The sequence below is a fragment of the Mycolicibacillus koreensis genome, from assembly GCF_002104795.1.
Taxonomy (GTDB): domain Bacteria; phylum Actinomycetota; class Actinomycetes; order Mycobacteriales; family Mycobacteriaceae; genus Mycobacterium; species Mycobacterium koreense.
Genome location: NZ_NCXO01000047.1, coordinates 17,122 through 28,451, shown reverse-complemented (window position 1 = coordinate 28,451; position 11,330 = coordinate 17,122). Strand labels below are relative to the sequence as shown.

Sequence of the window (11,330 nt, the reverse complement as noted above, 5' to 3'; positions counted from 1 at the left end):
ACCCCAGGACCCGCCTACATCCCCAACCTCACCGCCGCACCACGAACCAGCTCATGCACTCCCAATCGGGAAGAGCCGAATTGGTTGAGCGCCTCCGGTGTCGAATCCGCCGTGGGGAATGCGGCTTCACCACCGAACACCCGCAGCATCTCTTTGACGGGCCGGCTTGCGATCAACGACCATTCCACCCCTACAGTGCAGCACGTTTCCTCAATGCAGTGCAGCAGCGACATACCTTGCGATGAGAAAACGGTGACGTCGGTCAGGTCGAGAACAAACGGCTTTTCTGCCAACACATAACGCTTTGCGTACTGACGGATACGGTCGATGTTCGTTTCATCGATCCGGCCACTGATCGTGACCACCGTCGCCAGCTGACGGGATTGCACCCGAAGCCGGGCGTCGCCGTAATCAGTAACCGGATTGCCGTACCTGTGGGTGAAACGCCGGGTCGAACCGGTGGAAGTCATGATGGCCCCCTGCCTCACTAGTCTGACGTCCGGTTCGAGGTGGCTACCTCGACCTGGTACCCAAGCTAGGCGGCCAAGTTAAGGTGGCCGGGTGTAAGGAGTAAAGCTTCATTAAGAACCGGTATTGGGATGGTCACGGATCGATGAAGTTGCCTGGCAGGCGGCCAAATATTCCCCATAATCCCAGTCCTTCACGAACTGTTCACCGGCCTGAACGCCGCGGGCGAAGAGGCTCTCGCGCTCGGCGGTGGTGATGTCGAAGTCGACGGAGCTGATGTCGGGCACCGGCACGAACACCGTGCGCCGCACGGTGCACGGGTCGTCGACGTAGGCGGCATCCTGGTTGCCCACCAGTGTTTCCAGGGCGGCCAGCCCCACCGACAATGGTCCACGCACCGGATGGGTGACCGGCGGTTGGCACGGCCGCGCGGAGAGCCGAATCCCGAAGGTGGGCCAGCGCGGGTGCGCGCGGTCGAACAGCTGCACCGGAAAATTCGACAGCAGCCCACCGTCGACCCAGGTCGCCCCCCGCACCCGGACCGGGCGGAAGATGAACGGAATCGCCGCCGAGGCCCGCACCGCCCGGGCCACCGGGAACTCATCGGGATCGATGCCGTAGGAGTCCAGATCCCAGGGGATGCGCACCAGGCGACGCCGCGACAGGTCGCTGGCGGTGACCACCAACGACCAGGCGAACTGCTCGGCGCTCTGCCCGGTGCGCAAATCGCCGAACGAACGCACTCCGAGGTCGCCGAGCAGACCGGTCATCAGCCGCTCCAGGTAGGCCCCCCGATAAACCCCGTCGAAGATCGCCACCGCCGCCGCCGGTCGGATCAGCGGTATCCGGCTGACCCACCCGGGGTCGGCGAAGTGACGGTAGTCGATGGTGCGCATCAGTTCGGTGAGCCGCCCCAGCGGTTCACCCGCGGCCTGCAGAGCGGCGACCAACGCGGCGACCACAGCACCGGCGCTCGAGCCCGCGACCCGGGGAAACCGGTAGCCGGCGCCGGCAAGGGCGTGCACCGCGCCGACCAGACCGATCCCGCGCACCCCGCCGCCCTCGCACACCAAATCGGCGCGCAATGCGGATTCCGCGTTCATGATCCAACGATAGGTCCCGGCTCTCCCCGGCGGACCGGTTTGACCTCCCGCGGTGCCGCACAGCGCGCCTACTCCCGGCGCTGACCGGTGGCGTCGAAATAGTGCAGGTGGTGGCGGTCGGGACGCAGCTGCAACCGGTCTCCGCGGCGCGGCGGCCGCAACCCGTCCACCCGCGCCACCAGGGGAACCGGTTCTGCGGGGGGCGCATCGGCGAGGTGGGCGCAGATGAGGTGGGCGTAGATGTAGGCGTCGGCGCCGAGATCCTCGACCACGTCGACGACGACAGCGATGGTCCCGCCGTCGTCGCTGTCGGCATTGTCGGAGCCATCCGCGCCGCCGGCGACGTGAAGGTGTTCCGGACGGACGCCGACGACGATGTGCTCGCTATCGGTGGCCATCGGCCGCGGTACGGCGATCGATGCGTCACCGACCGTGATCCGCCCGTCTCGGACCGTGCCGGACAACAGGTTCATCGCCGGAGAGCCGACGAAACCGGCCACGAACGTGTTCGCCGGCCGGCGATACAGGTCACGAGGTGCGGCGCACTGCTGCAGCTTCCCGTCGCGCAGGACCGCCACCCGGTCCCCCATCGTCATCGCCTCGACCTGGTCGTGGGTGACGTAGACGGTGGTAGTGGCCAAGCTCCGCTGCAGCTGGGCGATCTGGTTGCGGGTCTGGACACGGAGTTTCGCATCCAGGTTCGACAACGGCTCATCCATCAGGAACACCTGGGGACGGCGAACGATCGCGCGCCCCATCGCCACCCGTTGGCGCTGGCCCCCGGAAAGATCCTTGGGTTTGCGGTCCAGCAGCGCTTCGAGATCCAAAAGGCGGGCGGCCTCCCGAACGCGGTTGCCGATCTCCGACTTGGCGATTTTGGCCACCTTCAGCGCGAACCCCATGTTCTGCGCGACGGTCATGTGCGGATACAACGCGTAGTTCTGGAAGACCATGGCGATGTCACGGTCCTTCGGGTCGGCATCGGTGACATCGGTATCGCCGATGAGGATGCGCCCGGAGTCCACCGGCTCGAGGCCGGCCACCATCCGCAACGACGTGGTCTTGCCGCATCCGGACGGGCCGACCAGCACCATGAATTCCCCGTCATCGACGGTGAGGTCCAGCGAGTCGAGGGCGGGGTGTTCTGCGCCCGCGTAGCACCGGGTCGCGCGCTCGAATCGCACCGCTGCCATCGTCACTGACCCCCGAGTCCGGTCGCCGCGATCCCGCGGATGAACGTGCGTTGAGCCAGTGCATAGGCGGCCACCAGCGGTACCAGGATGAGCATGGAGGCGGCCATCAGTACCGGCCAGCGCGACACGTATTGGCCCTGCATCCACACCAGGCCCAGGGTAAGGGTGGCGATCGACTCGCGTTGAATCATCAACAGCGGCCACAGAAAATCATTCCAGACGTTGACCCAGGTGAGCACCGCGAGCACCATGACCGCGGGTTTGGCGTGCGGCAGCAGCACTCGCCAGTAGATCTGCCACGGGGTGCAGCCGTCGAGGGTGGCGGCCTCCTCGAGATCGGTGGGCAAGGTGAGGAAAAACTGCCGCATCAGATAGGTGCCAAACGCGCTGCCGAAGAGCCCCGGGATGATCATCGCCCAAATGGTGTCGGTCCAGCCGAAGGTCCGCATGATGATGAACTGCGGAATCACCGTCACCGTCAACGGCACCATCAGGGTTCCCAGGTACAGCACGAACAATGTGTCACGTCCCCGAAACTGCAGGCGGGCGAACGCATAACCGGCCAGGGAACAAAAGAAGACCTGGCCGATGGTGACGCAGCCGGCATAAAGGACTGTGTTGGCGAACATCCTCCAGAACGGCATCAGGGCGAACACCTCCCGGTAGTTCGACCACTGCGGGTGTTCCGGGAACAGGATCGGCTCGGTGACCTCCGCGTCGGTCTTCAGCGAACCGGACAGGCCCCACAGGACGGGAAACAGCGCACACGAGGCGACGGCGGCCAGCGCGGTGTACTGGGCGATGCTGCGCACGATGCGCCGTTGGGCACCTGATCGAGTGGCCATCAGTTGACCGCCGCGTTGCGTCGGGCCAACCGCAGCTGGATCACTGTCAGCACCAGCAGCACCGCGAACATCACCCACGCCAGCGCCGAGGCGTACCCGAAGTCGAGGAATGCGAAGGCATGCTGGAACAGCATGATGCCCAGCACGTAGGTCCCGGTCTCCGGGCCACCGTTGCCACCGGTGAGCACATAGACCTGGTCGAACGCCTGGAATGCACCGATCACCGAGATCACGACGACGAACCAGACCGCGCCGCGGATCATCGGCACCGTGATCGCGGTGAGCCGGCGAATCTCACCGGCACCGTCGATACGCGCGGCCTCATACAGTGATTCGGGCACGCCCTGCATGGCCGCGAGCAGGATGACGGTGGCGAACGGAACGCTTTTCCACACGCTGACGACGCACAGGGAGACCATCGCCCAACGGGGATCGACCAGCCAGGGAATCGGGTCGATACCCACCCAGCCGAGCATGATGTTGAGCAGACCGTTGTCGGTGTTGAACACGAACTGCCACACCACCGCCATCACCACCGCCGAGACCGCCAGCGGCATGAACACGATGGTACGAAACACCCCGATACCGGCGAGTTTACGGTTGAGCACCGCGGCGACCGCGACGCTGATCACCACCGTGGGAATCACGGTGCCCAGGGTGAACACCACGGTGTTGCGCACGGCGATGACGAACAACGGGTCGGCGGTGAACAGGGTACGGAAGTTTTCCCAACCCACGAACTCCGGTGGATTGAACAGATCCCAGCGCTGCACGCTCATGTACGCGGAGAACCCCAGCGGAAAGATCAGGAACACCGCCACCGCCGCGAGGTTGGGCGCGATGAACAGCCGGCCCGCCCGAGCCCGTCGGCGCTCGTCGGTCGGCCCCCTCCTGGTCATGATCGGGCCAGCACTTCGTCGACCGGGCCGCAGAGGGTCTGTTTGAGGCTGCTTGCCGGCCGAACCCCGCGCAGCACCGGGCCCATGTTGCGGTCCATCAGTGCGTTGACCTTCTCCCATTCCGGGCTGATCGGCATGCCGGCCGAATGCGCCGGTCCCTCGGTGAGCACGGCGAGGTTGCCGATCCGTTGGTGGGCCGCGGCGAATCCCGGTGCTGCGATCGCCGAATGCAATACCGGCACGAAAAGTCCGCTCTCCCCGATCAGTGTCTGACCGACCGGCCCTGCCGCGAATTTGACGAACTCCCAAGCCTGCTCGGTGCGCGGGCTGTCGGCGGCGATCGCCAGCCCGGTGGTCCCGATGTTGGACTGGGCTCGATCGGCGCGTGGGCCGGTGGGCAGCACCGTGACGTCGAAGTCCAAACCCTTCGCCCGGGCGAACGTCTGGTAGCGCCAATGCCCGCCGAGGGCCATCGCCGCACGGCCACCGGAGAACAGATCCATCGTCGACATCGACTGCACGTCGGAGGCGGCCGGGGCGACGCGGTGGCGCACGGACAGATCGGCGTAGAACTGCACACCGGCCAGAAACGCGTCGTCATCGAAGTTGAGGTGGGTCGGGTTCATCCGCGGCGTCGACCACGGAACCCCGTTGTTCATGCCGAACAACGCCGCCGAGTAGGACGGCACCCAGGTGTCGACGAACCCCCACTGACTGACCCGTCCGCTGCTGCCCCGCTTGGTCAACGCGGTTGCCGCACGGAGGAACTCGTCGAAGCTCCACGGTTGTTGCCAACGGCTCGGCGGTCGCGGCACCCCCGCCTCGTCGAACAGCCGAGGGTTGTAGAACAAGAAGTTCCCGGACCACTGTTCGGGCAGCGCGAACTGTCCCGAACGACCGGAGTTGCGGTAGGCGAAGGTCTGCAGCAACGGGGGAATGCTGTCGTCGCGCAGCGTCGCGGCGAACTCCCGGTCGGCCGCCAAAAACGTGTTCAGATCGGCCAGCACACCCCGGTCGGCCAGTCCTGCGTAGCTGAACTCCCAGGCCATCACGACGTCTGGGCATCTTCCGCCGGCGCAGAAGATCGACAGCTGCTGCATCGGATTGCCGCCGGAGAGCACGGTGCGAACCGGGATATCGGGGTGGTGGGCGCAGAACGCGTCGACGATCCGCTGACGGGCGTCGGCCTCCTCCGGGTTGGCGGCGAAGAAGAAGCTCAGGGCGTCGTCGTCGGCGTGCCCGCACCCGGCGGGCGCACCGGCCAGTGCCGCCGCGGTGACCGCGGCGGCGCCCCGCAGCGCGGTGCGTCGGGAGATAGGTGTGCCGACCATGACACCGGTGATTCTCTCTCTCTCCGGCGCGCCGAGCGCAGCACAGCGCGATTCGGCGTGGCGTGCGACCGGCCGAACCGGTCATCGCCCGACGATGCGCCCGATAGGCTGGCACGATGCCGAGTTTCCGTATCTCCGAGGTGGCCGAACTGCTCGGGGTCAGCGACGACACCGTGCGGCGCTGGATCGACGCCGGACGGTTGCCGGTCACCTCCGGCGACGGCCCGCGCACCGTCGACGGGGCCGCGTTGGCCCAGTTCGTGCAGCAGCGTCCGGTCGCCGAGCGGCTGTCGCGCGAACCGGTGTTGGGTGCGTCGGCACGCAATCGGCTGGTGGGGTTGGTCACCAACGTCATCCGCGACACGGTGATGGCGCAGGTCGATATCCAGGCGGGGCCGTTCCGGATGGTGTCGCTGATGAGCCGGGAGGCCGCCGACGAGTTGGGGTTGGAGCCGGGCAGTCTGGCCGTCGCGTCGGTGAAGGCCACCAACGTGGTGGTGGAGGTACCCGACCGTTAAGGATGGGCGAAGTAGCGGATGCGGTCGATCCTCTGGCTGCGCGCGGACATCTCGCTGAACAGCACGCCGCGGCCGGCGTCGGAGATGACCGAGACGACGACGGTGCTGCCCGCGCCGATCATCTTCGTCCAGTCGGCCCCGGTCAGCTGGGCGGCCAGCCCGGGAAGCCCACACGCCCGGGTGTCGCCGACGGTGATCTGGGCCTGCCCACTGAGCGCCTGTTGCGCGGTGGCGAGATCGTCGCGGGCCACCGCACGCAGGAACGCCTGCACCACCTTGTGACTGCGGAAGCCCGGCCGGCGAAAGCCCGTCATGAAGCCGACGGCCCCGCCGATGCCCTGGTTGCGGTACAGCCCGGTGCTCAGCTGACGCATCGGCCGCACCGCCCGGGTGCCGTTACGCAGGAACTGGCCGACCATCGCCGGCAGCTCCCAGTAGGCCTGCAGCGAGGCGATCTTGAACTGCCCGCTGTCGGCGCGCATGTCGTAGCGCAGGAACGCCGGGATGTGCATCGTGACCGCCGATCCCATCGCCACTTCGAGCTCCAGATCGCGGATGACGACCGACTCGTCGACGATGTCGAGGTCGCGGTGGAAAACGATGTCGCGCGGCCCGATGAACGTGTCGTAGAAACGGCTGATCTGCGCGGTCCCCACGTGCGGGCGTGAGCCCACCGGGTCCTCGACGCGACCGTCAGCGGTGAACAATCCCACCCACCCGGTGCGATCGTGGGCGGCGGCGGCGCGCGGCGACTGCTCGACCGCGGCCAGCAACTCACGTTCAACGTTGGTGGTGACGCTGTCGACCACCTCGACGCCGGCCGCCCGCATCGCGTCGAGGGCCGCGGCGGTGGACGCGGGCGCGATCCCGGCGGTGAGGTCGATCAGCACCCGGGTGGTGAACCCGGCGCGCGCGGCGCCTTCGGCGGTGGCCCGGACACAATGATCGGTGGCCAACCCGACCACGTCGACCGCGTCGACGCGGCGTTCACGCAGCCACTGCGGTAGAGCCGTGCCGGCCGCGTCAACACCCTCCATCCCGCTGTAGCCGGGGTCGTAGCCCCCCTTGGAGAAGACCGCGTCGATGGTGCTGTCGGCCAGGGCGGGGTGCAGCGCGGCCCCGGCGGTCTCGGCGCGGCAATGCGGTGGCCAGGACATCACGAAATCGGGGGTGTCGGAGAAGTGGGTGCCCGGGTCGATGTGCCAGTCACGGGTGGCCACGACGTGGTCATAGGGGTGATCGGAGGTGAGGAGGCGTCCGACCGCCTCGGCCACGGCGGTGCCGCCGTGGACCGGCAGGGCGCCCCCCTCACAGAAATCCTTCTGCACGTCGACGATGATCAGACCCCGCATAGCAACCACCGTATCGCCATCGGCGCGTCGCCCCGATCGCTCAGACCCGCCGATCCCGCTGAGCAGCCAACCGGTCGCGTTGCGCAGCGACGAATCCCGCCCCGACGACGGCGCCGTGGCCGGGCACGTAGCGCGCCTGAGGACCGGCGGCGACCAGCAGTCGATCCAGGGTCGTGGGCCAACTAGGCAGGTCCGAGTCGACGTCGATGACCGGGTCACCGGACTGTTCGACCAGATCGCCGCAGAACACCACGCGCGGATCGCCCGCCTCGGACGGTTCGACCAGGACGACCAGATCGTGGTCGGTGTGGCCGGCCCCGAGGTGGCGCACCGCGACGCGGCGCTCCCCCAGGTCGATCACGCCCTGTCCCCGCGGTTGCACGACGGGTTCCAGCGCAGCCAGCGCCGACGCCACCTCGTCGGGATCCGCGCCGTGGGCGATCGCGTCGTCGCGCAGCGCTGCCGACCGCGTCGTCAGCGCCGCGGCCACCGCCGGTGCGGCATACATCTGCGCACCGGCGAACACCGAGGATCCCAGTACGTGGTCGAAGTGGTGGTGGGTGAGCACCAGGTGATCGACCGGCCGTCCGGTCAGACGGCGCACGTCACGGTTGATGGTCCTCGCCTCGGTGAGTGTTGTGCCGCAGTCGATCAGCACGACACCGGTGCTGCCCCACACCAGTCCCACGGTGACATCGAGGAACGGCAGCCGCGCCCGGTAGACGCGGTCGGCGACCCGCACCCAGGTTGGGCTCATCGACGGTGCCCGCATCTGCTGTCGCGGGTTCGTCCGGATGCCGCATAGAGGATCCAGGAGACGGCGACGACGGCGAACACGGCGATCTGCACCGCGGTCACCCACCCGGTGGGATACAGCACGCCGGTGAGGTAGTGGGCAACGAATCCGTCGGGAGGCAGCGGCGTCATCGCCCCGCGGCCGCGGGCCCACCGTTCCAGCCCGGTCAGCGGGCAGTCCAGGGGCCAGAGCGTGATCGCGATACCCCACAACACCGTCAGCCCGTGCGCCACGATGCTGCGCCGGAAACGCAACGCGACAAAGCCGCCGCACACCAGGTAGGCCAAAAACGTCAGGTGCACGACGACGGTCGCCGCCACCACCATCGGATACATCGCGTCGCGTCTCACTCTCGCGGGACTCCGGTGGTGCACTCTATCGCGGGGCCCTCCCCCGGCCGGTAGATTGGTCTTCATGACAGGGGACGGATTTGATGCCGGGGCTGCGCACTACCCGCGCCCGGGCGGCGTGGGAACCCGGTTCTGGGCCCGGGTCATCGACGGGATCATCGTCAACATCGCGGCAGTGTTGTTGGCGCTGTTCGCCGTCGGCGACGACTACCCCTGGATGGTGACCGGTCTGTTCTCCGGGGCGTTGATGTTCGGATACTTCGTGCTGTTCGAGACCGCCCAGGGCGCGACCCCGGGCAAGAAACTGCTGGGGTTGAGCGTGCGCGGTCCCGGGGGCGCGCCGCGCCCCGACGTCAAACAGTCGGCGATCCGCAACCTGTTCACCCTGCTGCCGATCGTCCCGATGGTCGGCGCGCTGCTGGCGGTGCTGGCCTATCTGGTGATCGGTGTGACGATCAGCGGTAGCGCCACCAAACAGGGCAAGCACGATGAGTTCGCCGGCGGCACCGAAGTCGTCAAGGCGTGACCGGCCGCTGATTGCGGTTCCACTCCATCCAGCCGTGTCCGCGCCGCCCGTCGGCGGTGGTGATCTGCACCCACGCGCGGGGGAAGTGGCTGACCCGGCCGTCCACGGCCTGCAGGGTGACCGGTGCGTGCGCCACCGGCGTTGCGCTCACCGTGAGGTCACCGGGGGTCAGCTCCACGTCGGTGGCGGTGGGTAAACCGTTGTCGGCGATGGTCTCCCGGTTGACGATGCCGCGCAGTTCGGTCAGTGGCCGGCCCGACGTCTGCACGTAGCCGATCCCGAGTGGACCGGCCTGCGGCAAACGCACCTCCACGCCGTGGATGTGGGTGCCGTCGTCGAGGTGCAGCGCGTTCCACACCCAGTCCATGCCCCACCAGTCGCGCACCCCCCAGGAGTGGTCACGTTGACCGACCACGTCGCGCAGCCGGTAGCGGTTTTCACCGATACGGACTTCTCCGGAGACGGTGCATGGGATTTCGTAGCGGGGGGTCACCCGGTACTGATAGGGCGTCCCGACTGTGGTGAACTCTAGCTCCATCGCTGCCTCCACCGGGGTGCCCGTGCCGCCGTGCAACAGGGCCGACGGATCGGTGAAGGCTTGACCGGCACCGCCCGCCTGCACCCGGTAGGTCTGCAGCGGTTCGAGGACCTGCTGGGTCAACGCGACGCCGTCGCCGTGGACGTCGGTGGGATCTGCGGGGTGCGGGACCTGAAAGTCGTTGAGCGCGATGGTCGGGTGCCCCGGCCCGCAGAGCATGGCGTTGATCCAGGCACCGGGACCGTTGGGGTTGAGACCCAACCGGATCCATCCGGCGAGCTGCTGGTCGGGGTCGACGAAATCGAAGTACCAACTCTCGTTCCACAGGGGTTCGGGCCCCGGGGGGTGGGCGTATTCGTCGGCGGGATCCGGTTGCAGCGGTTCCACGGTGGCCGCCGCGGGCAGCGCGTCGAGCGCCCCGGTGTCGAGCACGTGGTGGGTGTGGCGGTCCAGCAGGGTCATGAACATCGCGTCGCCGCGGTCGGTGCGCTCGACCAGCATCGCCGAGACGATCGCCATCATCACCCCGAAGAAGGACTGCCGGCGCACGCCTTCGGCGACCTCGTCGAGGCTCAGCGGGGCGTCCGGCCCCAACCCGGCGTGGTAGACCCGCAGCAACGCGTGGTGGTGTTCGCGACGCAGCTCCACCGGTAGCGCTCCCCCGAGAAAATAGGCGAGGTCGGTCATCGCGGGACCCCAACTGACGGTCTGCCAATCGACCACGGTCAGAGGCGGTGCGCCGGCGGTACCGAACAGCAGGTTGTCGAGGCGGTAGTCGCCGTGCACCAGGCCGTGGGGACGGCCGGGCGCGGATTCGGCGGCCAGATAGCCATCGAAGCTGCCGACGAGCCGGTCGCAGACCAGACGCTGCTGGTCGGTGAGGACGTCACGGTAGCGGTCGGTGAACCCCGCATAAAGGCCGGTGATCAGGCCCTGGTTCAGCGGCGCTGCCCGGTTGAGCCAGGGAGCGTCGGCCAGCGCGGCGTCGCCGAGCAACGGCGCCTGCAGGCCGGCCAGCGTGTCGACCGCCAGCCGGGCCTGGTCGATGCTGGCGCCGACGAGTTCGTCGCCGACGGTCGCCGGTGCGGCGTCGCCGATCAGCAGGTGGAACACCCCGGTGTCCAGGTCGATCTGGGCGTCGTAGCAGTGGGCAACGGCGGGGCCGAGCCGCGGTGCCACGTCGGTGTAGAACCGCACCTCTCGCTCGTAAAGGCCTAGCGCCAGACCGGTTTGACGACTGGTGGGATCGCTGGCGGCGACCTTGAGGACCACCGATGCGGGTCCTTGCGCGCTCGGGCCGTCGACGTAGCGCAACGCGAGACGGTAGCTGTCGCTCATCTGTCCGGTGCCGATGCGCTCGACGGTGAAGTCGTCGACCGCCGACGAGCCGAGCATCGCGGCCAGCCCCGAG

General features: G+C 67.9%; 12 protein-coding genes and 1 pseudogene. 2 read left to right on the top strand and 11 right to left on the bottom strand.

What is annotated here, in order from left to right; all coding sequences use genetic code 11:
* Positions 1–14: 14 nt before the first annotated feature.
* From B8W67_RS16770 to B8W67_RS16745, 6 genes are all read right to left on the bottom strand, one after another.
* Positions 15–470, bottom strand: a complete 456-nt coding sequence (locus tag B8W67_RS16770; protein WP_085305157.1) for an STAS domain-containing protein — start codon at positions 468–470, stop codon at positions 15–17.
* Between the two features lie 111 nt (positions 471–581).
* The gene (locus B8W67_RS16765; protein WP_085305149.1) at positions 582–1,571 is read right to left on the bottom strand and encodes a patatin-like phospholipase family protein; all 990 of its coding nucleotides are present in this window, start codon (positions 1,569–1,571) and stop codon (positions 582–584) included.
* 68 nt (positions 1,572–1,639) lie between these two features.
* A complete protein-coding gene (locus B8W67_RS16760) occupies positions 1,640–2,764 on the bottom strand; it encodes an ABC transporter ATP-binding protein (protein WP_085305147.1) in 1,125 nt (374 codons plus the stop codon).
* Positions 2,765–2,766: 2 nt separating this feature from the next.
* Complete coding sequence (locus B8W67_RS16755) at positions 2,767–3,609, bottom strand: carbohydrate ABC transporter permease (RefSeq protein WP_085305145.1); 843 nt, start codon at positions 3,607–3,609, stop codon at positions 2,767–2,769.
* A complete protein-coding gene (locus B8W67_RS16750; protein WP_085305143.1) occupies positions 3,609–4,508 on the bottom strand; it encodes a carbohydrate ABC transporter permease in 900 nt (299 codons plus the stop codon). Before B8W67_RS16750 ends, B8W67_RS16755 begins: the two co-directional genes overlap by 1 nt.
* Positions 4,505–5,839, bottom strand: coding sequence for an ABC transporter substrate-binding protein (locus B8W67_RS16745; RefSeq protein WP_085305141.1), 1,335 nt, complete (start codon positions 5,837–5,839; stop codon positions 4,505–4,507). The genes B8W67_RS16750 and B8W67_RS16745 overlap by 4 nt, the downstream gene beginning before the upstream one ends.
* A gap of 116 nt (positions 5,840–5,955) precedes the next feature.
* Between B8W67_RS16745 and B8W67_RS16740 the strand changes: the two genes are divergently transcribed.
* Positions 5,956–6,357 (top strand): TOBE domain-containing protein, encoded by a 402-nt coding sequence (locus B8W67_RS16740; RefSeq protein ID WP_069390882.1) that lies wholly within the window; start codon positions 5,956–5,958, stop codon positions 6,355–6,357.
* On the opposite strand, the gene B8W67_RS16735 is transcribed toward B8W67_RS16740, so the two are convergent.
* The 4 genes and pseudogenes from B8W67_RS16735 to B8W67_RS16725 form a co-directional block, all read right to left on the bottom strand.
* Positions 6,354–7,187, bottom strand: a complete 834-nt coding sequence (locus B8W67_RS16735) for a nuclear transport factor 2 family protein (protein ID WP_085305155.1) — start codon at positions 7,185–7,187, stop codon at positions 6,354–6,356. The two genes, B8W67_RS16740 and B8W67_RS16735, sit on opposite strands and share 4 nt — an antisense overlap.
* A pseudogene (locus B8W67_RS21430) lies at positions 7,161–7,709 on the bottom strand (isochorismatase family protein); the annotation flags it as partial. The gene B8W67_RS16735 and the pseudogene B8W67_RS21430, both read right to left, overlap by 27 nt.
* A gap of 40 nt (positions 7,710–7,749) precedes the next feature.
* A complete protein-coding gene (locus B8W67_RS16730; protein ID WP_085305139.1) occupies positions 7,750–8,466 on the bottom strand; it encodes an MBL fold metallo-hydrolase in 717 nt (238 codons plus the stop codon).
* Complete coding sequence (locus B8W67_RS16725; RefSeq protein WP_085305137.1) at positions 8,463–8,840, bottom strand: DUF2784 domain-containing protein; 378 nt, start codon at positions 8,838–8,840, stop codon at positions 8,463–8,465. The genes B8W67_RS16730 and B8W67_RS16725 overlap by 4 nt, the downstream gene beginning before the upstream one ends.
* A 79-nt stretch (positions 8,841–8,919) precedes the next feature.
* Here B8W67_RS16725 and B8W67_RS16720 point away from each other — a divergent pair, with 79 nt between their 5' ends.
* Complete coding sequence (locus tag B8W67_RS16720) at positions 8,920–9,381, top strand: RDD family protein (RefSeq protein WP_069390879.1); 462 nt, start codon at positions 8,920–8,922, stop codon at positions 9,379–9,381.
* On the opposite strand, the gene B8W67_RS16715 is transcribed toward B8W67_RS16720, so the two are convergent.
* Positions 9,371–11,314, bottom strand: coding sequence for a DUF7064 domain-containing protein (locus B8W67_RS16715; RefSeq protein WP_085305135.1), 1,944 nt, complete (start codon positions 11,312–11,314; stop codon positions 9,371–9,373). The two genes, B8W67_RS16720 and B8W67_RS16715, sit on opposite strands and share 11 nt — an antisense overlap.
* Positions 11,315–11,330: the final 16 nt, after the last annotated feature.